The organism is Rhizobium sp. CBN3 (genome assembly GCF_030518245.1).
Taxonomy (GTDB): domain Bacteria; phylum Pseudomonadota; class Alphaproteobacteria; order Rhizobiales; family Rhizobiaceae; genus Rhizobium; species Rhizobium aethiopicum_A.
Genome location: NZ_JAULSE010000005.1, coordinates 127,286 through 151,873, shown reverse-complemented (window position 1 = coordinate 151,873; position 24,588 = coordinate 127,286). Strand labels below are relative to the sequence as shown.

Genomic DNA, 24,588 nt, shown 5'->3' with positions numbered 1-24,588 from the left:
TATCTCGATTATTCGCGAGCGCAGGGCCCCATCACCAAGAAGCCGCTCTGATACTTAGCCGAAGCGTTCCAACGCCATGGCGAAGATGTCGGTATCGACATTGCCGCCGGAGGTGACGGCAACGACGGTATCGCTTTCCAGCGCCTCGCCATGGAAAAGAGCGGCAGCCAGCGCCACGGCGCCGCCCGGCTCGACGACGATCTTCAGCCTGACGAAGGCGAGCGCCATGGCGCGCAGCGCCTCGTCGTCGGTGACGACGATGCCGGCGCCGGCGAGGCGCTTCAAGATCGGGAAGGTGATCTTGCCCGGCTCCGGCGTGATGATCGCATCGCAGATCGAACCCGACATCGAGGCGTTGCGTTCGATCCTGCCGGAGGCGAGCGAGCGGGTGGTATCGTCGAAGTCCCTGGGCTCGCACGGACGGACGCGAAAGCCGGGGGCGCTGGCTTCGAGGGCGAGCGCTATGCCGGACGTCAGTCCGCCGCCGCCGCAGGGAACGAGCACCTCGGCTTCCGTTACACCTTCTTCTTCCGCCTGTTCGGAGATTTCGAGGCCAGTCGTGCCTTGGCCGGCGATGACAAGCGGTTCGTCGAAAGGCTTGATCAGCGTCAGGCCGCGCTCGGCGGAGAGCCGGGCACCGATTTCGTCGCGATCCTCATTGGCGCGGTCGTAGAGCACGACTTCGGCGCCGAAGGCGCGGGTGTTGGCGATCTTCAGCTTCGGCGCATCGCTCGGCATGATGATGACGGCGGGTACGCCGTGCAGCTTGGCGGCAAGGGCGACGCCCTGCGCATGATTACCCGAGGAGAAGGCGATGACGCCGCGCGTGCGTACGGCCGGGTCGAGGCCGGAGACGGCAGACCAGCCGCCGCGAAACTTGAAGGAACCCGAATGCTGCAGACATTCCGCCTTCACGAACAGGCGCCGGCCGGCGATCTCGTTCAGAAAGGGGGAGGAAAGAAGCGGCGTGCGGCGCGCACGACCGCGCAGTCGAGCGCGGGCGGCAACAATCATTTCAATGCTGACCATTCGGGAATCATCCTGCTTGCGGGATCGCTCATGCATAGGACGGGGCAAACGGTTTGTGAACGGTGACTTTGTCACCGTGACATGAATGACCATTGCGCCTATGCCCGGCGGCTCGCCGATCGTCAATAGCCGCCCGCCGAGCCTTCGGTCGCGCGGGCGTCCATGGCGCCATTGTAACGAGCGCCGCCGCCCTTTTCGATGGCGGCAAGGCTTTTGCCGCCGACGAGGATGCCGGCGGCTTGGCCCCAGAGCGGCGCATCGTTGCCGCCGTCGAAGCTATAGCCCATCGCCGCAAGCGTCTTTTCCGTATCCGGCGAAAGCGCATAGGGCTCGAGATAGACCTTGTCTGGCTGCCATTGGTGATGAAACCGCGGCGCGTTGACCGCCTGGCTGATATCCATGCCGAAGTCGACGACATTCAAAATCGCCTCCAGCGTGATGGTGATGATGCGCGAGCCGCCGGGGCTGCCGATCACCATGAAGGGCTTGCCATCACGGGTGACGATCGTCGGGCTCATCGAGGAGAGCGGCGTCTTCTTCGGGGCGATGGCATTGGCTTCGCCCTGAACGAGACCGTAAAGGTTCGGCACACCCGACTTGGAGGTGAAATCGTCCATCTCGTTGTTGAGCAGAACGCCGGTGCCGGGCGCGACGACCGCCGCGCCGAAGGAGCCGTTCAGCGTGTAGGTGACGGCAACCGCATTGCCCTCGTCGTCGATGATCGAATAATGGGTCGTCTCGTTGCTTTCCTTGCCGCCGAGCGGTTTCAGGTTCGCCGACGTCCCGGCCCTGTAGGGATCGATCTTTGCTGCGATCTCCTTGGCATAGCTCTTGTCGAGCATTTTCTCGACCGGGTTCTCGATGAAATCGGGATCGCCGAGCGCTGCGTTGCGGTCGACATAGGCGTAGCGCATCGCCTCGACCATCACATGCACGGTTTCAGCCGAGGCGTAGCCGAGATAGGAGAGCGGATAACCTTCGAGGACGTTGAGGATCTCGCAGATGATGACGCCTCCAGAGGAAGGAGGCGGTGAGGAGATGATGTCGTAGCCGCGGTAATTGCACTCGATCGGCTTCAGCTCGCGCACGCCATATTGCTCGAAATCCTCCTTGGCAAGGATACCGCCCTTGGCCTGGCTCGCTTTTACGATCGCCTCGGCGGGGGCAGCCTTATAGAAGGCGTCGGGTCCTTTTTCCGAGATGGCCGCCAGGACCGCAGCGAGATCCGGCTGCGCAAGCTTTTCGCCGGAGCCATAGGGCTTGCCGTCCGGTTTCAGGAAAATCTTCGCCGCCGTCTCGTCCTTGGCAAGGCGCTTGGCGCTGCCGGCAAGGATCGCCGCGTCACCCTGTTCCAGCGTGAAACCTTCCCTGGCGAAGCGGAGCGCCGGCGCTATCAGATCCTCGCGGGGGCGGGTGCCGTATTTCTCGCGCGCCGTCTCCAAGCCCATGACGGAACCGGGAACACCGACGGCGAGGTAGCCGTCGAGGCTGGCCCGCGGCACGATATCGCCCTTTGCATCGAGATACATGGTCTTCGTCGCGGCGATCGGCGCGCGCTCGCGGAAATCGAGGAAGGTCTTGGTGCCGTCTTTCAGGCGGATGGTCATGAAGCCGCCGCCGCCGAGATTGCCGGCCGAGGGGTAGACGACCGCCAGTGCATAACCGACGGCGACCGCCGCATCGACGGCGTTGCCGCCACTCTTCAGCACCTCGACGCCGACATCGGTCGCCAGATGCTGGGCGGTGACGACCATCCCGTGCTCGGCTTCGACTGGTGCGGGTGACGCCGCGAAGGCCGTCGTCAGACTTAGCGACAATGCCGATATGACGGAGATCGTCCCGATATGCAGGCGGCCCATGATTTCCCCTCCTATGGACAACAACGGAAAGACATATGGGGCTGCTGCGGCGCGCGGCAATGCGAGGAGCAGGCTTTGTTCGAGGAGGCCGGCCGAATGTCCAACAGGGACGCCGCCGGAGAGATCAGACGCCGTGGAGAGCCCCGGGCATGAGCGACGGCTGGATTTGGATCGCCTGATCGCGGAGAGAGGCGGCGAGCCTCTCTTCGGCGCGGCGGGCGGCCGCCTGCAGATCGCGTGGCGCCCCGGCGATCTTTTCCAGGGCGGCGATGGCGACGTCGGTGGCGAGATAATCCGGCTTGTGACCGACGCCGCCGACTGTAACGAGTTCGGAGCCTGGTATATCGCGGGCGAGGCCGCGCGAATGCAGGTGTTCCCAGACGATCTCGTCGCGGTCGCCTGTGATGATGACGGTCGGCGCGGTGATCTGCGAATAGAGCGGCGACTGCTCCTTCACATAGGCGAGCAGTCTTTTGAAATCGGCGGCATTGTTGTGGAAGGTGCGCGGCCGCAGCACCAGCGACGGGCCGGTTTTTTCAATGTAGTCGGCAGGGCGTGGATTGGGACGGAAGACATTCAACGTGCCGCGCTCCAGCCGGCTCAGTCCAAGCGGAACGACGATGGCGTGGTTGAAGAGCCAACCGATGACGGGCACGGTCGCCACATGATAATACCAGTCGATGCCGCCGGGCCACGGATGGGTGGCCGGCGCGAGGAAGAGCAGGCCGGCGGTCTTATCCGCGTGGCGCAGGCCGAAGGCGGCGGTGATCGCACCGCCGAAGGAATGGCCGACGATGATCGCCTTCTCGATGCCGCGCTTTTCCATCAGTCGGGCGATTGCATCGGCCTGGCCCGAGGGTACCGCGTTCTCAGGGCCGCCGCGTTCGGAATAACCGTGCCCGGGACGATCGACGAACAGCATTTCCGCCCGGCCTTCGAGCGGCGCGCGAAAGGCGACGAGCTGATCGAGCAGATTGCCGCTGGCGCCGTGAATGAAGACGAGCGCCGGCAGATCCGCATGTTCGGGACGCTCGACATGGACGGCGTTCATGCGGTAGCCGCCGACATCCGTCAATTCGCCGATATTCGGATAGATCTGTTCGAATTGCCGCGCCTTGTAAGAGGAGTAACCGATGGCGGCGGCGAGCGGGGCGAGAAGAGCGGAAACTTCGGCAAGCATGATCTTAACGGCGACAATCGATGGATTTTGCGGGGGACGGTCGTGTCAAATTCCCTCGACAGTTCTGAAATTGTGCGCTCTGGCCGCAGATCAAGCTCGGTGAAGCGGTTTCAGGTTCGATTGCCGGCGAGTTTTTCCGCAAGCATGTTGACCTGCTCCTGCGCGGTGCGATCGGCGGGATAGATATCGAGGAACCGTTCCCAAGCCTTCAGGGTCAATTGATCATTGCCGGAATTGCTGAGGATCGCGGCCATGCCGGAGAGCGCGCCGAAATGGCGCGGCTCGATATTCAGCACATGCTCGATGTCGGACATCGACTTGCGGTAATTGCCCATGACGAAATTCAGCGTGGCGCGGCGATTCCAGCTCTCGGCATAATCGGGCTTGAGGGCAATCGCCTCGTCGAGGAAATCGAGAGCGGCGGGATTGCGCTTTTCCTCGATCGCCTTGTCGGCCCATTGCATCAGCAGGTTCACGGTCGCACTGCCGGAATCATTCCATTCCAGACGAATTTCATTGGCGATGCTGCTGGCCTTATCAGGATCACGCTCGCGCTTCAGCTGGCTGAAGAGCTGATCGAGACGTTGCTTCGGCGAACTACTGGCATCCTTCCGCTCGACAATGACGTTCTTTTCCGCCGCGGCGGCCGGAAACGGGGAGGTGGAAAGGATGAAGGCGAGCGGCAGCACCGCTGACGTCAAAGCAAAAAAGCGCATGGCGGACATATTAGTCCGCCAGCGCCGAAGATCAAACAAATTAGACGTGATCACCGCAGCGAACACCGGATGTCCGTCGGCGCAATCTGCGCGGCGCACGATCCGGATTCGCGCAATCAGCCCTGGCGAGCCTTGTAGCGCGGGTTCAGCTTGTTGATGATGTAGATGCGGCCCTTGCGACGAACCAGACGGTTGTCACGGTGACGAGCCTTGAGCGACTTGAGCGAATTCTTGATCTTCATTTTTCTGATCCGCGATCTCTATGGGGGAATTCACATTCGCCCGTAACTTTAACAATCAAAAGCGCGCCGTCGGGGCGCGCTCTTTAGGTGGGGGTGCAGATACCTCGTCACCTCCAGCGTGTCAACCACGTGACGGTGTTTTTCCCAGGCAGCAGGAGCGTTTCTCACTGCGAAACCGGCAATTTCGGCGCCAATGTCGTGACATGACCCATCTTGCGGCCGGGGCGCCACTCGCTCTTGCCATAGAGATGAACCAGCGTGTCGGGACGCTGCAGCCAGTCGCGAACGGCAAGGATATCGTCGCCGACCAAATTCTGCATGACGCAGTCGGAGTGCCGCTCGCCATTGCCGAGCGGCAGGCCGGCAACAGCGCGGATATGCTGCTCGAACTGGCTGACGACGCAGGCGGCTTCCGTCCAGTGACCGGAATTGTGGACGCGCGGCGCCATCTCGTTGGCGACCAGGCCGCCATCGGCGAGCACGAAGAATTCGATGCCGATCACGCCGACATAGTTCAACGCGGCGAGAATCTTTTCGGCCGATTGACGCGCGGCCTCCGCTGTCGTCGCCGAGATTGCGGCCGGAACGGTCGAGGTGTGGAGGATGCCGTTGCGGTGGACATTCTCGGCGGGATCGAAGCAGACGACCGTTCCATCCGCGGCACGCGCCGCGATGATCGAGACCTCGCGCTCGAAGTCGACGAAGCTCTCGAGGATGAGCGGCACGGCCCCGAGCGCGGCATAGGCGCCGTCAGGATTGTCGGCGGGCGAGCGGAAAACCTTCTGCCCCTTGCCGTCATAACCGAGCCGGCGGGTCTTCAGCACGCCCTGGCCGCCGAAATCGTTCAGCGCGGTTTCGAGATCGGCCTGGCTGTCGACCGCATGAAAGCGAGCGGTTGATATGCCGCAGCCGTTGAGGAAGCGTTTTTCGACAAGCCGATCCTGGGCGGCCTCAAGCGCCTTGGCAGGCGGATACACGGCGATGCTTGCCGAGAGCGCTTCGGCGGCTGCGACGGGCACGTTTTCAAATTCGTAGGTGACGACGTCGCAGGTGTCTGCCAGTTCGGCCAGTGCCGCCGGATCGTCATAGGCGGCGACGATCTGCCGGTTCGCCAGTTGGGCGGCGGGGCAGTCGAGCTGCGGCTCGAGGACGACAGTGCGGAAATTCAATCTGGCGGCGGCGATGGCCAGCATGCGGCCGAGCTGGCCGCCGCCGACAATGCCGATTGTTCCTATGGTCATTGGTCGTCCATTGGATATTCGGCGACGGCAGCACTCTGGCGCTCGCGCCATTCGTCGAGCCTGTCGGCAATCTCTTCGTCGGAAAGGGCCAGCACGGCAGCGGCGAGAAGAGCGGCGTTGACCGCACCCGCCTTGCCTATGGCGAGGGTCCCAACCGGAATGCCGGCCGGCATCTGCACGATGGAAAGAAGGCTGTCCTGGCCGGACATGGTCTTCGACTGGACCGGCACGCCGAACACCGGCAGCGGCGTCATCGATGCTGTCATGCCCGGCAGGTGTGCTGCGCCGCCAGCACCGGCGATGATGACCTTGAAGCCTTCCGCACGCGCGCCCTTGGCGAAATTCATCATGCGCTCGGGCGTACGGTGCGCTGAGATGATGCGCGCATCATAAGCGATTTCCAGCGCTTCCAGCGTGTCAGCCGCATTCTTCATGGTCTCCCAATCGGATTGGCTGCCCATGATGATGGCGACGAGGGGTCTATCTGTCATCCTGCGGCCGTTCCTTTCAGGCAATGATATCGGGAACGATCTGGTCTTCCAGCTTGGAGAGCTTGTCCTTAATAACGAGCTTCTTCTTCTTCATGCGCTGGATTCGCAGAGCGTCGCATCCGGTCTCGATCATGGCGTTGATCGCAGCGTCGAAATCCTCGTGCTCCTGGCGCAGACGCGCCACCATGAGCCTGATTTCCGCCTGTTCCTGATCGGCCATATGCATTCCCCGTTATCGTCCTCGGACCTTGTCCGATCTGCCGATGATTTCCGCAAGCTCCTATCACCAAATACGGGTAACGGCTAGTTAGTCTTGATCATGAATTTGCCATCTCTTCTTCATCTTTTGGCCTTCGACAAGCCGTCAAAAATATGTCACAGTCCGCCCCGTTGACACCTTGATCCCCGACGACGATGGTCGGGGAGGGTAAGAGGAAGGAAGGGTCAAATGACAGTTGAAGCTCATCTTGAATCACTCCACAAAAAGCATGTCGCTCTTGAGGAGGAGTTGCATGCACTCAGAACAGCTCCCTCGATCTCCGATACAGAAATTGCCGAATGCAAGCGCCGCAAGCTGCGCATCAAGGACGAGATTCAGCGTCTCAAGTCATCCGTCCATTAATCTTCCCAAGGGTCGCCGGTCGATCATCTTGCGCACGAGGTAAATCCATCCATTCCGCCTAAAATTTGCAAGAACCGGTGATTACACCAGAATTGCGCCAGCCCGATGCTTTGTGACGTCGCGGCTGGCGCGTTTGCGTCTGCTTGCAGCAATGGCGTGATAATGAGTGCGTCAGGGCATCATGGGAGTCAGGCCCAGAACTGATCCAGCCACAGATTGAGCTTGTCAAAGCCGCGGTTGTTGACCGCATAGATGCGTTTCGTACCTTCCGATGTCACGGAGACAAGATTGCTGTCGAGCAGTGCCTTCAGGTGCTGCGAGACAGCGGGACGACTGATCGGCAGCCCCTCGGCAAGCTCATTGACCGTCCGCGGCGCGCGCCGCAATTCCTCCAGCAGAAAGCGCCGGTTCGGGTCGGCAATCGCAGAGAAAGGGTCCGTGTTCGACATGGCAGAAACGCTACGTCAAACCGGCCGTTGCAGCAAGGAAATTGTGCATTGCAGCGTGCTGCCGCGCTTACCAGCCGAGGCCTTCGCGCATGATCAGAAGGGCCGCGATCAGCGCCATCGTATACATGAAGGGATAAAAGATCTGCGGCTTCATGCGCCGCACGCACCAGGCGCCGGCAAGAGTGGCGACCGGCGCGAAAGGCAAGAGCGTGGCGGAGGTCGCAAGGTTCTGTGTGTCGAGCTGGCCAAGGGCAAAGTAGGGAATGAGCTTGATGGCGTTGAGGATTGCGAAGAAGCGCACGCTGGTGCCGGTATATTCGCGCGGCTCCAGTTTGAGCGGTAGGGCATAGATCTGGAACGGCGCTCCGCCGGCATGGGCAACGAAGCTGCCATAACCGGAAAACGTTCCCCAGAGACCGGCGGCGACCGGCCGCTGTCCACGCGGCGGGACCGTCTTGCCGGCGCCCGGGCCGAAATTGTTCCAGAAATAGCGCAGGCAGAAGAGGATCGTCACCGCGCCGATGACGACGCGCAGGACGTTGCCGGGAACGAGCGCCGAGGTTGCCCAGCCGAGGGCTATGCCGAGAATTGCGCCCGGCAGCATGATCTTCAGCGTCGCCCAATCGCCATGCCTGCGCCAGATGACGAGCGAGATCATGTCCATGAAGACCAGGATCGGCAGCAGGATCGCCGCCGCTTCGAGCGGCGAGACGACGAGGGCGAGAAAGGGCAGGCCGATCAGCGACAAAGCGTCGCCCATGCCGCCTTTTGCGAGGCCGACAAGCAGAACCGCGGGCACGGCGGCATAGTAGAATGACAAGTCCTGCGGCATGCTTTCGACGTCCTCCTCTTGCAAGCCTCCTCTAACGGAACTACTCACACAAAACGAGTGCGGATCCGTCCTTTCGAGAAGGGAATTCGCAGGAAACGGAAAGACCTCATGACCGAAGCCGAAAACCGCTGCCGCCTGGTGCTCATCGTCCCTGATATCGCCGACGCCGATGAACAGGCAAGAATCGTCGCCGATGCGCTGAAGGGCGGCGATGTCGCCTCCGTCATCGTGCCGCAATACGGGCTCGACGACGGCGCCTTCCAGAAACATGCCGAAAAGCTTGTGCCGGTGATCCAGAATGCGGGGGCCGCCGCGCTGATTGCAGGCGATAGCCGTGTGGCGGGACGGGCGAAGGCCGATGGCCTGCATATAACCAGCAGCGCGCAGGCACTGTCGGAGGCGATCGACAAACACGCTCCGAAGCTGATCGTCGGCGGCGGCAATGCGAGCGACCGGCACAATGCGCTGGAGATCGGCGAAGTCAGGCCGGATTATATCTTCTTCGGCAAGCTCGATGGGGATATCAAGCCGGAGGCGCATCCCAAGAACCTTGCGCTCGGCGAATGGTGGGCCTCAATGATCGAAATCCCCTGCATCGTCATGGGCGGCACCGATCCGGCGTCGGCTCTTGCCGTCGCCGAGACCGGAGCAGAGTTCGTGGCGCTGCGGCTGGCGGTATTCGGGGAGCCCGGCCGAGCGCCGTCCATCGTTGCCGAGATCAATGCTCTGCTTGACGAAAAAGCGCCACGGTTTGAGGATTGAAATCCCGCTCATGCCGATCCTGCTCGTCCGCCCTTTGAAATATCTGCTTGCCAGCATGGTCGCCCTCACCGCGGGCGGATCTGATATCGCCGTGGCGCAGGCACCGGACAGTGTCATCAGCCAGCCGGACACTGCGCCGGCGTCAAGCTTTCGCACCGATCGGCTCACCAACGGGGACGTGAAGCCCTCGGACGGTGTCGGCGTTTTCGATCGCATGGGCGCGAAGCTGCCCGACCTCCCGCCTGAGAAGGATTACAAAGGGCCGATCGACGAGGCCTACGGCGCCTATCAGCGCGGTTATTATCTGACGGCGATGGACAAGGCGCTGCCGCGCGCCCAACTCGGCGATCCGGCGGCGCAGACGCTAATCGGCGAAATCCTCTCGCAAGGCCTCGGCGTCAAGAAGGATGTGAAAGGCGCTGCCTTCTGGTACGGCAAGGCGGCCGAGGGCGGCGATCCTGCGGCGATGTTCAAATATGCGCTGATGCTGATGGAAGGCCAGGGTGTGCCGCGCGACAAGGTCAAAGCCGACGACTATATGCGCAAGGCGGCCGAGGCCGGCAATCCTTCGGCCGAATTCAACTGGGCGCAGATTGTTGTCGCCGACAATCCCGGCGAAAAGGGGCTGAAGCTCGCGCTGCCGTTCTACGAGAAATCGGCCGAGCAGGGCATTGCCGATTCGCAATATGCCGTGGCGCAGATCTATGCGACGCTGAAGGACCTGCCGGAGGAAAAGAAGCAACTCGCCCGCGAGTGGATGGCGCGCGCCGCGCGCGCCGGCTTCGACACGGCCGAGCTCGATCTCGGCATCTGGCTCGTCAACGGCGTCGGTGGCCCCAAGGATTACGTCAAGGGTTTCGAATGGCTGAAACTTGCCGCCAATGGCGGCAATGTCGTTGCGCAGAACAAGCTCGCCCATCTCTACATCAACGCCATCGGCACGCCGCCGAATCCGATCGAGGCGGCGAAGTGGTATGTGTTGTCGCGCCGTGCCGGGCTTGCCGATCCTGCGCTCGAGGATTTCTATCTCGGGATCGAGGACGATCAGCAGAAGGCGGCGATCGATGCCGCCAACAAATTCCGGCGGCGATAGCCGCCGCACGTTTCATTTTCTAAAGCATGTCGTGATCTTTCAGATTCGCTTATCATGCTTTCGGTCTTTGTTTTTCTGCATGCCTTTATCGCAAAACAACCGCTGCACAGTTTTGCGAGACATGCTCTAGAAAAGCGCGTCGGCGAAAAGATCCTCGTCGTTTTCGGCTTTGGTGGTCTCGGCGGGCGCTGGAATGCTCTCCTCGCTTGCCTGGATGATGTCGCGATGAATGTTGCGCTCCTGGACCATCGTGTAGAGCTTGAAGATCTTGCGGTCGAGCGGTGCGATGGCCTCCGCGAGATCGGAGATATCGGCGACATCGGTGCCGGCTACGTCTTCGAGCACATCGGCGCAGCGGGCAAGGACATCGCCGAGTTCGTGCTGAAAGTCGAGCTTGCCGATCAGCAGGCCGATCTTGGTGGCGACCTCGCGGCCGTTCTCGGCGAGCACCTTCAGCTCGTTTTCCATGACGTTGGCCGCGGAACGGATGTTGCCGACGGCCGAGGTCAGGCTCTCGCCCAGTCCGCCGGCCGCGGCGTCCGTGGCGGGAGCCACGCGCCCGGCGGCGGCTTCGAGCGCCGGCAGGCCGTTGACGATGGCGTCGGCGGATTCATCGAGTTTGCCGGCGAAGATGCGCAGCTCGGCGGTGACGACGTTGATCGATTTGCCTTCCTCGCCAAGCCGGCTGCAGCGCAGATTGGTGTTCAAGGCCATGTAATGGATGTCGGTCCTGACGACGCGGATATTGACGATGGCTTCGGAAAGCTTGGCGGCCGTGCCGATCGTCGAATGGCTTACCTGGTCAGCCTGCCGGCTTGCCGTGTCGACCTGCTTGACGATCTCGTGGGCGGCGGAAACGCTGGATTCCAGCGCGCGCATGAAATTGCCGCCGGCTTCGCCGCTTTCCGCGCCCATTTGATCGCGCAGTTTGAGGATTTCCCGCATGTCGTGGTCGAAACTCGCAATCGTCTTGACGACGTTCTCCGAATCCCGCTGGAAATTGACACACATGTCGCTCATCTGCGCCGCGGTCAGATGGTGAACGACATTCTGGAGACGCTGGCGCGCATCGGCATCGAGCTTGGCGCCATCTTCGCCGGCGAGGAAATCTTCAAGCAGCGAAAAGGTTGCCTGTACATGTTCGATGCGCTGACGGGTGATATCGCCGATCTGCAGGGCCGATAGAGTCGAGCTGACCTTGCTCTGGACGCCGCGTGCGATTGCGCCGACCTCACGGGCGATGACCCCGAGGTTTTTGCGATGTTCGGCGATCTTGGCGGCATCATCGCGCAGGGCTCGGGCGACGGCGGGAACGGTATCGGCGTAACCTTTGGAGACGTTGGCCCCGAAGGAGGCGGCGAGTTTGACCTCTTTCTCGAGGCTGTCGAGATGAGCGGCGAAGCGATTGACCTCGTCGGTGCCCGAATAGATACGTTCCAAAATCTCCTGCGCAAATCCGGCGAATTCGGCAAGGCCGGCGCCGGTGATCTTTACGGTCACGGCAAAGGTTCTGAGATAACGCATCGTCTCCTGCATGTCGGCGACGTGCTTGCGCAGTTCCCTGCCGGTTTGCGCCAGCGAGACGAGCGCCTGCTGGCGGTTTTCCTCGGTGACCGGCAATGCAGTCAGGCTTTTCACTGTAGCACGGAGATCGGCGCTGGTGTCGCTCGCCTCGTTGTTATCGAGTGCATTGGCGACGCTTTCGAGCGACTTCAGCAGGCGGTTGAGGACATCCATCACCGACAGCAGCACCGACCCGCCCTCGAGAAAACGCTCCTCGACTTGGCTGCGGGCGGATTCCAGGATCTGACTGATCTCCCGCCCCGGTGTGTAGGCTGCAGCGTTGGATGTTACCAGAGCGTGTGCCACATCTATACCTTTTCTTAAAACGCAGGCCATTTGACTCTATTTTTACGGGCAGAATGGAAATGTCCGGTAAACGCGCCAGACTCGCCTGCGTTGTGATTAATGAAAGGTGTGAGACAAGGCTTTCGGTGCGGCGCATGCCAAGTGAGATCATTTAAGATTTTGTTCTCATTCTATTTATTTCTAAGCTTAGAGAGAAGGATACAACTTATTCTCGATAAGAATTAGGAGTCGCGGAGTGCGCTTCACGTCGGTTTTCTACAACCTGTGTTTACGCTGCATTAACGTTGCCGTGAGAGTCCTCTTAGGGTCGAAAGTATTTCTCGGGCCTAGGAGGCTGCATTGGATACTCAGAGTCAATATTGTGAATCTATAACTTTGCCAGCCCTGCTAAACATTCGGCACGCGGCTGAATTGCACACCAAGCTCAATGGCGCATTTCGTAGTAAAGATACCATCCTGTTTAGCATTCCTGCTGATGCTGAAGCTGATTTGAGTTTCATCCAACTTATAGAAGCGGCGCGTCGTCAAGCAAAAGTCGCCGGAAAGACGCTCAACCTTTCTTCTCCCGCCAGCGGCTCCGTGCTGAAGGTACTTGAGCGTGCCGGTTTCATCGAATCTTTCGATCAAGAAGACTTAAAGTTCTGGTTGCATAAAGAGGTGACATTATGAGTGCCAACATCCTGACGGTAGACGATTCCGCCAGCATCCGTCTGACTACAAAGGTCACGCTGACCAATGCCGGCTACAGCGTCACCGAAGCGGTCAACGGGGCGGAAGGCCTCATGGCAGCCAAGGGCAGCAGCTTCGATCTGATCGTGACTGATCTCAACATGCCCGTCATGGACGGGCTGACGATGATCGAGGAATTGCGCAAGCTGCCGGCGCAGGCCGGTGTTCCGATTATCTTTCTAACGACGGAATCCGACGCCGATCTCAAGGCACGTGCCAAGGCTGCCGGCGCGACTGGCTGGCTGACCAAGCCGTTCGACCCGGAAAGTCTCGTGAAGATCGTGAAGAAGGTCCTCGGAAGATGAGTACGCTCGACCCCGTCGCCGTATTCCGCATGGAGGCTGCCGAATGCCTCGAAGCGATCGAGGCCGGTCTTCTCGACCTCACTCACCAACTCGACAATAAGGATCTCGTCGACGCGGTATTCCGCGGGCTTCACACGCTCAAGGGATCGGGCGCGATGTTCGGTTTCGAGGCGCTCGCCGCCTTCACCCATCATTGCGAAACGGCCTTCGACCGCGTCCGAAAGGGCGAGGTCGCGGTGACCAGCGAACTCGTCGCTGCCGTTCTCGCCGCCCAGGACCATATGCGTGCCCTCGTTGACCAACCCGACGCCGATCACGGCGACACCGGGCACAAGCTTCTGGCACAGCTGCAGGCCGCGGTCGGCGCCAAGGCTGCGGCGCTCGCCACAGCGACAGCCGGCGTCGCAGCGCCCGTGCAAGAGGCGTCGGCGGAGAAGACGAAGAATAGCTGGCGCATCCGCTTCAGCCTGCCGGCCAATTCGATGGCCAACGGCACCAATCCGCTCGGTCTGCTGGACGAACTGCGCGATCTCGGCGAATGCACCGTGCGCGCCGACACCTCGGCCATTCCGCCTCTCGACGAGCTCACGCCGACGGAACTCTATATTTCCTGGGATGTGACGCTGATGAGCGAGCAGGACCGTTCGGCGATCGACGACGTCTTCATCTTCGTGCTCGACGACATGGAACTCAGCGTCGAGGAGATCGACGGCGCGGCAGCGGCAATCGCTGCTCCGGTCGAAGCAAAGCCGGTGCCTGCCGCTGCCGTCTCAGTATCGTCACCGCCTGTCCCGGCGGTCGCCGTGCAGGAATTTCGCCCCGTCGAAGCGGTCCCCGTCAAGCGTGAGGCGCCAGCAGCCAGCCAGGCGAAGGCTGCCGAAAACGTGCGCGTCCCGGCAGAGCGCTTGGACGAACTGATGGACCGCGTCGGGGAGCTCGTCATCGCGCAATCGCGCCTCAGCCAGCTCGCGAGCGCCAGCACCGATATCGCGCTGCGTTCCGTCTCGGAAGAAATCGAACGTCTGTCCGGCGAATTGCGCGACACGATGATGGTGCTGCGGATGGTGCCGGTCGCAACCCTCTTCTCCCGCTTTCGCCGTCTTGTCCACGACCTTGCCCGCGAGACGGGCAAGGTGATCGAGCTGGTGACGGAAGGCGAGACGACCGAGGTCGACAAGACGGTCATCGAGCGCCTGGCCGATCCGCTGGTGCATCTGGTACGCAACTCGATTGATCATGGCCTTGAAACGCCAGCCGATCGATTGGCCGCCGGCAAGACCGAAGCCGGCACAGTGACGCTCTCTGCCCGCCAGGCCGGCGGCGAAGTGATCATCTCGATCAAGGACGACGGCCGCGGCATCAATCGTGAACGGGTCCGCGCCAAGGCGGAATCCTCCGGCCTGATCCAGCCCGGACAGCCGCTTTCGGAGTCAGAGCTGCTGCAGCTGATCTTCGCCCCCGGCTTTTCGACGGCTGCGGCGATCACCAATCTCTCCGGTCGCGGCGTCGGTATGGACGTGGTCAAGAAGACAGTCGAAGCGCTGCGTGGTGCGATCGATATCGTAAGCGTGCCGGGACAGGGTTCGGAAGTGTCACTGCGCATTCCACTGACGCTCGCCATCATCGACGGATTGCTGGTGCGTGTCGGCTCCGGCCGCTACGTCATCCCGCTCTCGGCCGTCGAAGAATGCCTCGAATTGTCGCTCGAGGAAGATCTGCGCTCACGTGGCCGCAGCTTCATTTCGCTGCGCGACAGCCTGGTGCCGTTCCTGCGCCTGCGCGATCTCTTCCGCACCGGCACGAAACCCGACGTGCACCAGAAGGTCGTGGTCATCTCGACCGGCACGGAGCGCGTCGGCCTCGTCGTCGACCAGATCATCGGCGATCACCAGACGGTCATCAAGTCGATGTCGAAACTGCACAATGACGTGGCGACCTTCTCCGGCGCCACCATTCTCGGCGACGGCAGCGTCGCTCTCATTCTCGACGTCGGGCACCTGGTTGCCGCGGGTCAGCAACAGGAGGCGCAATTGCGGGTAGCAGGATGAGTGCAACAGCAACAGCCGAGCGTTTCGACAATCATTGGAACTATGCCGAGGAAGTCGAGGTCCTGACTTTCGATCTCAACGGCGAGACCTTCGCGCTGGAAGCGGTCATCGTCCAGGAAATCCTGGATCTGCTTCCGGAGACCGCGGTGCCGGGCAGTCAGCCCTTCGTCGCCAGCGTCATCAACTTCCGCGGCAAGGTCATTCCGCTCGCCGACCTGCGTCTCGCCTTCGGGATGGAGGCGGCGGAGGCAACGATCGACAGCCGTTTCATCGTGATCGAGATCGATCTCCAGGGCGAGCCGACGCTCGTCGGCCTCAGAACCGACAAGGTGAACGAGGTGACGACGCTCGCAAAATCCGCGAGCGAGGCGCCACCGAGCGTCGGCATGCGCTGGCGCGCCGACTACATCAACTGCCTGGTGAAGAGGGGTGGAGAGTTCATCATTCTCCCGAATCTGCAGGCGATTTTTTCATCGCGACATGACGCGGCGGGGGCCGTCAATTGACGGCAGATAAATCCAAGAGGGGTTTGGGACGATGAGACTGACAATCAAGACGAAACTGGTGACGGCGTTCACCTTTATTATTCTCATGTTATTGGGCACCGCCGCTTATGGCATTTTCAGCCTTGGATCACTGAACGATACCATTGGCAATCTTCTTGCCGGCCCGGCAGCCCGCCTCGATCTTGCGCAGCAGATCAACATCGCGCAGCTCGAAGCCATTCGCCAACAGAAGAACCTGCTCACTGCCCGTGGCGCCGATGAAGCGGCCGCCGCGATCGACAAGGGCAACGCGGCTCGCAAGGAATTCAGTGATGCCTTCAATCAAGTGCTGACGCTTGCCACGGAAGAAGGCAAGGCGCGTTGGGCTCGTATTGCCGAATTTTCGAAGTCCTTCAACGCAGCCGACGACCAGATCCGCGACTACGTCAAGAGCGGCAACGCGGAAGGTGCAAATAACATCTCCATCACGACGGCGCGGGCTGCCGCCAACGGGATTGACTCGACACTCGCCGAGATTCTGTCGCTTGAAAAGCAGCGCATGAAGGCCGCCGACGCCGATGCCGACGCGCAGTATGGGACGACACGCACGACGATGATCGCCGTCGCTGCCGTTGCACTGCTGATCGCCGCGATCACCGCCTTCTGGATCGCCAGCACGATCAGCAAGGGCCTCAGCCGCGCCAACACCGTGGTTCGCGAAGTGTCTGAAGGCGACCTGACGAAAATGGCCGATATTACGAGCCATGACGAAATCGGCGAGCTTCTGGGTAATGTCAATGTCATGATCGAACGCCTGCGGGGCGTCGTCGCCGACGCGATCTCGGCCGCCGAGAACGTCTCGTCCGGCAGCCAGCAGCTTTCGGCAAGTTCCGAACAGGTGTCGCAGGGCGCGAGCGAGCAGGCAGCTTCTGCCGAAGAGGCGTCCGCCTCAATGGAGGAGATGGCCGCCAACATCAAGCAGAATGCCGACAACGCCGCCCAGACGGAGAAGATCGCCCGTCAATCCGCTAAGGATGCGGAAGCCAGCGGCGAAGCGGTAACCCGTGCTGTCGATGCCATGCGCACGATCGCCGAGAAGATTAGCATCGTGCAGGAAATCGCCCGTCAGACCGATCTGCTTGCCCTCAACGCGGCGGTGGAAGCAGCACGCGCCGGCGAACACGGCAAGGGTTTCGCGGTCGTCGCCTCGGAGGTGCGCAAGCTGGCCGAACGCAGCCAGTCGGCAGCTGCCGAAATCAGCTCGATGTCGAGCGATACCGTCAAGGCCGCCGCCGATGCCGGCGAGATGCTCGGCCGCCTGGTGCCCGACATCCGCAAGACAGCGGAACTCGTTTCTGAGATCAGTGCCGCCTGCCGCGAGCAGGATATCGGCGCATCTCAGATCAATGAGGCGATCCAGCAGCTCGACAAGGTGACGCAGCAGAATGCCGGCGCCTCGGAGCAGATGTCGGCAACGTCGGAAGAACTTGCCTCGCAGGCGGAAGAACTGCAGACGTCGATCGCCTTCTTCAAGGTCGATACGACCGGCAGCACGCGGCCCGGCGCCCAGAAGACGCCGTCGAAAGGCCCAGCCAAGGTGGCCAAGGCCCCGGCCCGCAAGCCTGCGCCGCAGGTCCAAAGCCAGGGCCGCGGTCAGACGGTTTCGGCTCAGCAGCAGCGTCTCAAGGGCTTTGCGCTCGATATGTCGATGGGCGGTCCGGACGCCAGCGACGACGATTTTCGGGAAAGCGCCTAGGCGCTTCCTGGGGACGTGCATAGCGTTCCCCCGGCGAGGCAGCTGAGCGCCTCCGCCCTCATCGGATATCTCGGGCCGCTCCGTTGGCCCGAGGTGAAAATATCCCCAACGCGTGTAGGCGTTGGCGCTGCGACGATAGATGTCCGGCTGCCGGGAAGTGAATGCAGTCGCTTTCCCTCTTTCAGACACGTCACTCTGAAGTTCGGCGTTCCCGGATCGGAACGTCTCTCTATCCAATCGTTTTGGCGCATAAAATGGGGTATCACATGCGTTTCACTATCAAACTGAAATTGGGTCTCGCTTTCGGGATCATGACGCTGCTGTTGATCGGCATTGCAGTTTACGGAAGCTTCAGCCTCGGCACATTGAACGAGGCGAGCGGCAACATGATCGACGGCCCGATGCGCCGGCTGGAACTGGCGCTGAACGCCAACATCGCCGAAGTTAACGCCATTCGGGCTCAAAAGAACGCGCTGCTTTCCACCGATCCGGACACGGCCGCCGGTTTCTACAAAGAGGCCGATCAGAATCTGCAGGCCATGTTCGACGCTGTCGACGCCGGCTTGGCCATCGCCTCTCCGGAAGGCAAGCCGCATTGGGAGAAGTTGCGGAGCGTTGGCGGGAAATTCCGCGAGAAGTCTGCCGAGCTGCAGCAAGTCGATGTCAGGGGTGACAAGGCAGGCGCGCTGGCGCTTTCACTTGGCGATCTCCGGGCGATGACCGGCGACATGGGCGACGCGATTGCCGCCCTTGCCGAGATTCAGCGCAAAGGCATGCAAGCGACCGATCAATCGAACAGCGATCTCTACAACTCGACCAAGCTCATCCTCACCGCGGCATCCGGGATCGCCGTGCTCGTGGCGCTCGGCGCCGCATTGTGGATCACGCTCGGCATCAACAATGGTCTGAGGAAGATCATGAGCGTCGCAAACGCCGTGGCAATCGGCGATCTTAATCAGAAGGTCGACGTCAGGACCAACGACGAAATCAAGGATCTCATCGATACGGTCAACACCATGACCGCCAATCTGCGCGCGACAGCCGCCCTTGCCGACCAGATCTCTATGGGTGATCTGACCACCGATGCCAAGCCGCTCTCGGACAAGGACACGCTCGGGATTGCGATGCAGAGCATGATTTCCAACCTCAGGACTACGGCGGGGATTGCCAACCAGATCGCCAATGGCGATCTCACCGTGTCTCCGAAGCCGCTCTCCGACAAGGATGCACTGGGCCTTGCCCTGGAGCAGATGGTCGAGCGGTTGCGCGGTGTGGTTGCCGACGCGATTTCGGCCGCCGAGAACGTCTCCTCCGGCAGCCAGCAGCTCTCGGCAAGTTCCGAGCAGGTCTCGCAGGGGGCTACCGAGCAGGCGGCTTCGGCCGAAGAAGCTTCCGCTTCGATGGAGGAGATGGCCTCCAACATCAAGCAGAATGCCGACAATGCCGCCCAGACGGAGAAGATCGCGCGTCAATCCGCCAAGGATGCGGAAGCCAGCGGCGAAGCCGTCTCCCGCGCGGTCGATGCCATGCGCACGATCGCCCAGAAGATTAGCATCGTGCAGGAAATCGCCCGTCAGACCGATCTGCTTGCCCTCAACGCGGCGGTGGAAGCCGCTCGTGCGGGTGAACACGGCAAGGGTTTCGCGGTCGTCGCCTCGGAGGTGCGCAAGCTGGCCGAACGCAGCCAGTCAGCCGCCGCCGAAATCAGTTCGATGTCGAGCGATACCGTGACGGCCGCCCAAGAAGCTGGCGAGATGCTCGGCCGCCTGGTGCCCGACATTCGCAAGACGGCGGAGCTGGTTTCCGAGATCAGCGCCGCCTGCCGCGAGCAGGATATCGGCGCATCTCAGATCAACGAAGCGATCCAGCAGCTCGACAAGGTGACGCAGCAGAATGCCGGCGCCTCGGAGCAGATGTCGGCAACGTCGGAAGAACTTGCCTCGCAGGCGGAAGAACTGCAGACGTCGATCGCCTTCTTCAAGGTCGATATGGCGGGTGGGCATCGTGAACGGGCGCCGGCCACCAGGATGACAGTTCGCAATCCCACTCCCGCTGCGGCCCGAAAGCAGACCGCCAAGAAGCCGGCCGGCGGCAGCGTCGCCGCTCAGCAGGCGCGCGTGAAGGGCTTCGCTCTCGATCTCTCCATGGGCGGTCCCGATGAGGGGGACGCCGAATTCAAGGAAAGCGCCTGATCATGGCTGCGACATCTCTGGAAGCGCAATTCGTGACCTTCAGCCTCGGCGACGAAATTTTCGCCGTGCCGGTCGAGGTCGTGCGGGAAATCCTCGACTATGCGGAAGCGTTCAAGATTCCGAATGGTCCAGACTATCTGCTCGGACTGCGCGACGTGCGCGGGCAGGGCGTGCCGACGATCGATCTTCGATTGAAGCTCGGCATGACGAAGACCGTGCCGACGCCGCATACGCGGGTGCTCGTCCTCGACGTGCCGATGGAAAACCGGCTGCTCACTCTCGGCCTCGTCGCCGATCGCGTCTTCGAGGTCACGCCGTTCCGGCGTGACCAGATCGAGGCGGCGCCCGATATCGGCGTGCGCTGGCGCTCGGACTATATTGCAGGTGTCGTTCGCCGGGAAAACGGCTTCGTCGTCATTATCGATCTCGCGCGGCTTTTGTCGCGCGAGGACGCCTCGGCTCTGCAATCGGCGGCCTGACCCTGCATTAACGGAGTACTGCGTTCCATGAGTGTGGCAGCAATGGCGGAAACCCAATTGCCGGGCGACCGGATCAGCAAGCGCAATTTCGACAAGCTTGCCCGGTTCATCTACGATTATAGCGGCATCAAGATGCCGCCGACCAAGCTGACGATGCTCGAAGGGCGGCTGCGACGCCGCCTTCGGGCGACCAATCATGCGACCTTCGACGATTATTGCGACTTCCTGTTCGATCACGACGGGCTTGCCCAGGAAACCGTTTACCTGATCGACGTGGTGACGACGAACAAGACTGATTTCTTCCGGGAAGCCAAGCATTTCGATTACATGCAGACCGTGGCGCTGCCGGCGATCACCAATAGCGGCGTGCGCACCATCCGCACCTGGAGCTCGGCCTGCTCGACGGGGGCCGAACCCTATACGATGGCGATGGTGCTGGCGGAATTCGCGGAAGGCCGCAACGACGTTTCCTATAGCGTGCTTGCCACCGATCTTTCCACCGACGTGCTGCAGACGGCGCGCCGCGGCATCTATCCGGAAGACCTGATTGCGCCCGTGCCGCGCGACCTGCAGCGCAAATATGTGCTGGTCGCCAAGCAGTCGGGCCGCAAGGAGGTGCGCATAAGCCCGAAGCTGCGCAGCAGAGTTGGGTTTGCACGGATGAACCTGATGGACGACAAATATCCGGTTGGCGACTTAATGAACGTCATCTTCTGCCGCAACGTGCTGATCTACTTCGACAAGCAGACCCAGGCGGGCGTGCTCAGCCGCCTCTGCGATTGCCTGGCGAAGGGCGGCTATCTGTTCATCGGTCATTCCGAATCGATCACCGGCTTCGACCTGCCGCTGAAGCAGGTCTCGAATACGGTGTTTCAGCGTATCTAGAGGCATTCATGCGCAAGAAAATCCGGGTTCTCATCATCGACGATTCCGCCAGCGTCCGGCAGACGCTGGCTCATGTGCTGGAGCAGGATCCTGATATCGAGATCATGGCAGTGGCGTCCGATCCTTTCGTGGCGGCGCGGAGGCTGCAGGAGGAGATTCCCGACGTCATCACGCTCGACGTGGAGATGCCGCGTATGGACGGCATCACCTTCCTGCGCAAACTGATGTCGCAGCGGCCGATCCCGGTCGTGATGTGTTCGTCGCTGACGGAAGCGGGCTCGGAAACGCTGATCCAGGCGCTGGAGGCGGGCGCCGTCGACGTCATTCTGAAATCGAAGATCGGCGCCGCCGACGGTCTTGCCGATGATGCGATGCGCATTCGCGAAGTCGTCAAGAGCGCCTCGCACGCGCGACTTTCAATTGCGCGCCGTGCCGCCGGAACCATTCATTCCGCTTCCGCCGAGGGACCGGCCAGGAAGCTGACGGCCGATGCCATGCTGCCGCCGCCAACGGGCCGCGCCATGGCGAAGACGACGGAGATGGTCGTATGCGTCGGCGCCTCCACCGGCGGAACCGAAGCGTTGCGCGAATTCCTGGAGGAGCTGCCGGCCAATGCGCCCGGCATGGTGATCGTCCAGCATATGCCGGAGAAATTCACCGCCGCCTTTGCCAAGCGCCTGAACGGGCTCTGCGAGGTCGAGGTCAAGGAGGCCGCCGACGGCGATCCGGTGCTGCGCGGCCATGTGCTGATCGCGCCCGGCGACAGGCACATGCTGCTCGAACGCCAGGGCGCGCGCTATCATGTGAGTGTGAAGACCGGGCCGCTGGTCTCCCGCCACCGGCCTTCCGTCGACGTGCTCTTCCGTTCGGCGGCGCGCTCGGCCGGCTCGAACGCCATGGGGATCATCATGACGGGTATGGGCGACGACGGTGCGCGCGGCATGCTGGAGATGCATGAAGCCGGCGCCTATACCGTGGCCCAGGACGAGGCGAGTTCGGTTGTCTTCGGCATGCCGAAGGAGGCGATTGCCAAAGGCGGGGTCGACCGCATTCTGCCGCTCGATCAAATCGCCCGCGAAGTCCTAATAACGCAGCAGAAGTTCTGAGTCCGGTCCAGTTCCAATGGCAAATAAGGCCGACGCTTTTCAGGCCTGTGAGCAGCCCTCCGTGCCTCCCCTTGAAATTTCCGCGATTTTGTGGTCTTGAGGCCGCCAATCTTTGCAGCGCTGCCTGTCATGCATGTTCAGGGACATTTCCCGCCCCTGGCAGCGCGCGTCCCGTATCAGTCCCAAGGAAATGCGCCGATGGCCCGTTCAGCTCTTCTCAATGTCATGGTTCAGGCTGCCCTCAAGGCAGGAAAATCGCTGGGGCGCGATTTCGGCGAAGTGCAGAACCTGCAGGTTTCGGTGAAGGGACCGGGCGATTTCGTTTCCGCCGCCGACCGCAAGGCCGAGAAGATCGTCAGGGAAGAACTGTTGAAGGCGCGGCCGACCTATGGCTTCCTCGGCGAGGAAAGCGAGGAGATCAAGGGCACCGACGGCGCGCATCGCTGGATCGTCGACCCGCTCGACGGCACGACGAACTTCCTGCACGGCATCCCGGCCTTCGCCGTTTCGATTGCGCTCGAGCGCAATGGCGAGATCGTTGCCGCCGTCGTCTTCAATCCGGCGACCGACGAACTTTATACTGCCGAGCGCGGCGGCGGCGCCTTCCTCAATGACCGGCGCCTGCGCGTCGCTGCGCGCCGCGTGCTGTCGGATTGCGTCGTCGGCTGCGGCGTGCCCGCGCTCGGCAAGCGCAATCACGGCAAGTTCCTGGTCGAACTGCGCCACGTGATGGGCGAAGTGGCCGGCATCCGCCGCCTGGGCGCGCCGACCCTCGATCTCGCCCACGTCGCCGCCGGACGTTTCGACGGCTTCTGGGAGGCGGAGCTTGCGCCCTGGGACATGGCAGCCGGTATCCTGCTCATCCGCGAGGCCGGCGGCTTCGCCACCGATTGGGATGGCGGCACGGCCATTCTGGAGGGCGGCGCGATCGTCGCCGGCAACGAACACGTCCACAAGGCGCTGATCGAGGTCATCAAGCGGCCGATTCCCGCCAAGTGAGCCTATGAAAAACCGGCTGTTGTAAAGTCACGGTTTTCGCCTCGGCATACTTCAATTCGGCACAATGTTGCTCTAGTCTCCGCCAGCAATGAGTTCGGAGGCTGCTGAACCTATGGAAAATGTGAATGTGGCGGAGATCGGCTCCACCGAAAAGACGGCCGGCGGTTATACCTACAGGCTCTCGAGCCCCATGCCCTTCCTCTGGACGATGCTGCTTTTCCTCGTCATTGTCGGGTTCATTGCCGCGATCCTCTTTCGGCAGACGCAAACCGCCTTCATGCACAATCCGGGCCTCAACGGCCTGATCCTCGGCGTTCTCGCAGTCGGAATCGTCCTTGTTTTCAATCACGTGCTGGCGCTTCGCCCCGAAGTGCGCTGGTTCAACTCCTTCCGCGCTGCCGGCAGCGCGGATAAGGTCAACCGTAACCCGCGGCTGCTTGCGCCGATGCGGGCGCTGATCGGCAGCCGCAAGAGCTCGGTGGCGCTGTCGACGACCGCGCTGCGTTCGATTCTCGACTCGATCGCCACCCGCCTCGACGAATCGCGTGACGTTTCGCGCTACCTGATCGGCCTCCTGGTCTTCCTCGGCCTGCTCGGCACGTTTTGGGGTCTCATCGGCACAATCGGCTCGATCAGCGCCGTCATCCAGTCGCTCGATCCCGGCTCGAACGGCACCGGAGACGTGCTCTCGGCGCTGAAGGAGGGACTTTCCATGCCGCTTTCCGGCATGGGGCAGGCCTTCTCGTCGTCGCTGCTCGGCCTCTCCGGTTCGCTCATTCTCGGCTTCCTCGACCTACAGGCCGGTCGCGCGCAGAATCGCTTCTATACGGAGCTGGAAAACTGGCTCTCCTCGGTCACCGATGTCGGCTCCGATCTTGCGCCGGCGCTCGACGCCGTTGCCGGGTCTTCCTCGGACGACATGCGCGCACTCTCCGAGTATCTGCGCAAGGTCTCCGAAGAAGGCGGTGTCGGCAACCAGCGCTCTGTCGCCGCCATGGCAAGCCTTGCCGAAGGTATTCAGGGTCTGGTCAAGAATATGCGCAACGAGCAGCAGATGCTGCGTGACTGGATCGAGGCACAGCAGGACGAGGCGAAGGCAATGCGCCGCACGCTCGACCGGCTGGCCGAGCGCATCGGCCTGCAGGAGCGGGGCGGCGAGCGGACCGAGCGCCTGCGCGAGCGTACGAGTCATGCAGAAAAGAGCGAGGGCAAGTAAGCC

Annotated in this window: 25 protein-coding genes; 14 read left to right on the top strand and 11 right to left on the bottom strand. The window is 61.8% G+C overall.

Going from position 1 to position 24,588, the window contains the following annotated elements:
• Positions 1-54 precede the first annotated feature (54 nt).
• The 8 genes from QWJ46_RS10265 to QWJ46_RS10230 form a co-directional block, all read right to left on the bottom strand.
• Positions 55-1,029, bottom strand: a complete 975-nt coding sequence (locus QWJ46_RS10265; RefSeq protein WP_302751064.1) for a threonine/serine dehydratase — start codon at positions 1,027-1,029, stop codon at positions 55-57.
• Positions 1,030-1,151: 122 nt separating this feature from the next.
• The gene (gene ggt / locus QWJ46_RS10260; RefSeq protein WP_302751063.1) at positions 1,152-2,888 is read right to left on the bottom strand and encodes a gamma-glutamyltransferase; all 1,737 of its coding nucleotides are present in this window, start codon (positions 2,886-2,888) and stop codon (positions 1,152-1,154) included.
• 124 nt (positions 2,889-3,012) lie between these two features.
• Positions 3,013-4,068 (bottom strand): alpha/beta fold hydrolase, encoded by a 1,056-nt coding sequence (locus QWJ46_RS10255; protein ID WP_184455017.1) that lies wholly within the window; start codon positions 4,066-4,068, stop codon positions 3,013-3,015.
• Positions 4,069-4,178: 110 nt separating this feature from the next.
• The gene (locus QWJ46_RS10250; RefSeq protein ID WP_302751062.1) at positions 4,179-4,793 is read right to left on the bottom strand and encodes a hypothetical protein; all 615 of its coding nucleotides are present in this window, start codon (positions 4,791-4,793) and stop codon (positions 4,179-4,181) included.
• Between the two features lie 107 nt (positions 4,794-4,900).
• Positions 4,901-5,026: a type B 50S ribosomal protein L36 gene (ykgO, locus tag QWJ46_RS10245; protein WP_003582204.1), complete on the bottom strand. Its 126-nt coding sequence runs from the start codon at positions 5,024-5,026 to the stop codon at positions 4,901-4,903.
• 164 nt (positions 5,027-5,190) lie between these two features.
• Entirely contained in the window at positions 5,191-6,267 is a 1,077-nt protein-coding gene (locus QWJ46_RS10240; protein ID WP_184455019.1) for a 5-(carboxyamino)imidazole ribonucleotide synthase, read from the bottom strand.
• Positions 6,264-6,758: a 5-(carboxyamino)imidazole ribonucleotide mutase gene (gene purE / locus QWJ46_RS10235; RefSeq protein WP_064811306.1), complete on the bottom strand. Its 495-nt coding sequence runs from the start codon at positions 6,756-6,758 to the stop codon at positions 6,264-6,266. Before purE ends, QWJ46_RS10240 begins: the two co-directional genes overlap by 4 nt.
• Positions 6,759-6,774: 16 nt before the next feature.
• Positions 6,775-6,978 (bottom strand): YdcH family protein, encoded by a 204-nt coding sequence (locus QWJ46_RS10230; RefSeq protein WP_010028538.1) that lies wholly within the window; start codon positions 6,976-6,978, stop codon positions 6,775-6,777.
• A 228-nt stretch (positions 6,979-7,206) separates the two neighbouring features.
• Between QWJ46_RS10230 and QWJ46_RS10225 the strand changes: the two genes are divergently transcribed.
• Entirely contained in the window at positions 7,207-7,380 is a 174-nt protein-coding gene (locus tag QWJ46_RS10225; RefSeq protein WP_064804872.1) for a YdcH family protein, read from the top strand.
• 188 nt (positions 7,381-7,568) lie between these two features.
• Here QWJ46_RS10225 and QWJ46_RS10220 read toward each other — a convergent pair whose 3' ends face one another.
• Positions 7,569-7,829 carry a helix-turn-helix transcriptional regulator gene (locus QWJ46_RS10220; protein WP_003552646.1) on the bottom strand — a complete coding sequence of 87 codons (261 nt, stop codon included), beginning with the start codon at positions 7,827-7,829 and terminating at the stop codon, positions 7,569-7,571.
• 67 nt (positions 7,830-7,896) lie between these two features.
• Entirely contained in the window at positions 7,897-8,661 is a 765-nt protein-coding gene (locus tag QWJ46_RS10215) for a sulfite exporter TauE/SafE family protein (protein ID WP_184455020.1), read from the bottom strand.
• A 108-nt stretch (positions 8,662-8,769) separates the two neighbouring features.
• On the opposite strand from QWJ46_RS10215, the gene QWJ46_RS10210 reads away from it, so the two are divergent.
• Both QWJ46_RS10210 and QWJ46_RS10205 read left to right on the top strand, forming a co-directional pair.
• A complete protein-coding gene (locus tag QWJ46_RS10210) occupies positions 8,770-9,423 on the top strand; it encodes a thiamine phosphate synthase (protein WP_302751061.1) in 654 nt (217 codons plus the stop codon).
• 10 nt (positions 9,424-9,433) lie between these two features.
• On the top strand, positions 9,434-10,516 hold the full coding sequence (locus tag QWJ46_RS10205; protein WP_184455022.1) for a tetratricopeptide repeat protein: 1,083 nt from the start codon (positions 9,434-9,436) through the stop codon (positions 10,514-10,516).
• Positions 10,517-10,642: 126 nt separating this feature from the next.
• On the opposite strand, the gene QWJ46_RS10200 is transcribed toward QWJ46_RS10205, so the two are convergent.
• The gene (locus QWJ46_RS10200; protein WP_302751060.1) at positions 10,643-12,385 is read right to left on the bottom strand and encodes a chemotaxis protein; all 1,743 of its coding nucleotides are present in this window, start codon (positions 12,383-12,385) and stop codon (positions 10,643-10,645) included.
• A 339-nt stretch (positions 12,386-12,724) separates the two neighbouring features.
• Between QWJ46_RS10200 and QWJ46_RS10195 the strand changes: the two genes are divergently transcribed.
• The 11 genes from QWJ46_RS10195 to QWJ46_RS10145 all read left to right on the top strand — a co-directional run bounded on the left by QWJ46_RS10195 (position 12,725) and on the right by QWJ46_RS10145 (position 24,585).
• Complete coding sequence (locus QWJ46_RS10195) at positions 12,725-13,054, top strand: STAS domain-containing protein (protein WP_302751058.1); 330 nt, start codon at positions 12,725-12,727, stop codon at positions 13,052-13,054.
• Positions 13,051-13,419, top strand: a complete 369-nt coding sequence (locus tag QWJ46_RS10190; protein WP_064804861.1) for a response regulator — start codon at positions 13,051-13,053, stop codon at positions 13,417-13,419. The genes QWJ46_RS10195 and QWJ46_RS10190 overlap by 4 nt, the downstream gene beginning before the upstream one ends.
• Positions 13,416-15,467: a chemotaxis protein CheA gene (locus QWJ46_RS10185; protein ID WP_302751057.1), complete on the top strand. Its 2,052-nt coding sequence runs from the start codon at positions 13,416-13,418 to the stop codon at positions 15,465-15,467. The genes QWJ46_RS10190 and QWJ46_RS10185 overlap by 4 nt, the downstream gene beginning before the upstream one ends.
• Positions 15,464-15,973 (top strand): chemotaxis protein CheW, encoded by a 510-nt coding sequence (locus tag QWJ46_RS10180; RefSeq protein ID WP_302751056.1) that lies wholly within the window; start codon positions 15,464-15,466, stop codon positions 15,971-15,973. The genes QWJ46_RS10185 and QWJ46_RS10180 overlap by 4 nt, the downstream gene beginning before the upstream one ends.
• Positions 15,974-16,004: 31 nt before the next feature.
• Positions 16,005-17,708 carry a methyl-accepting chemotaxis protein gene (locus QWJ46_RS10175; RefSeq protein ID WP_302751055.1) on the top strand — a complete coding sequence of 568 codons (1,704 nt, stop codon included), beginning with the start codon at positions 16,005-16,007 and terminating at the stop codon, positions 17,706-17,708.
• Positions 17,709-17,974: 266 nt separating this feature from the next.
• Positions 17,975-19,900, top strand: a complete 1,926-nt coding sequence (locus tag QWJ46_RS10170) for a methyl-accepting chemotaxis protein (protein ID WP_302751054.1) — start codon at positions 17,975-17,977, stop codon at positions 19,898-19,900.
• Positions 19,901-19,902: 2 nt separating this feature from the next.
• Positions 19,903-20,379, top strand: coding sequence for a chemotaxis protein CheW (locus tag QWJ46_RS10165; RefSeq protein WP_184455029.1), 477 nt, complete (start codon positions 19,903-19,905; stop codon positions 20,377-20,379).
• 27 nt (positions 20,380-20,406) lie between these two features.
• A complete protein-coding gene (locus QWJ46_RS10160) occupies positions 20,407-21,264 on the top strand; it encodes a protein-glutamate O-methyltransferase CheR (RefSeq protein WP_302751053.1) in 858 nt (285 codons plus the stop codon).
• An 8-nt stretch (positions 21,265-21,272) separates the two neighbouring features.
• Complete coding sequence (locus QWJ46_RS10155) at positions 21,273-22,370, top strand: chemotaxis response regulator protein-glutamate methylesterase (RefSeq protein WP_302751052.1); 1,098 nt, start codon at positions 21,273-21,275, stop codon at positions 22,368-22,370.
• Positions 22,371-22,568: 198 nt separating this feature from the next.
• Positions 22,569-23,369 (top strand): inositol monophosphatase family protein, encoded by an 801-nt coding sequence (locus QWJ46_RS10150; protein ID WP_302751051.1) that lies wholly within the window; start codon positions 22,569-22,571, stop codon positions 23,367-23,369.
• 112 nt (positions 23,370-23,481) lie between these two features.
• Positions 23,482-24,585, top strand: coding sequence for a MotA/TolQ/ExbB proton channel family protein (locus QWJ46_RS10145; protein WP_302751050.1), 1,104 nt, complete (start codon positions 23,482-23,484; stop codon positions 24,583-24,585).
• The last annotated feature ends 3 nt before the right edge of the window (positions 24,586-24,588 follow it).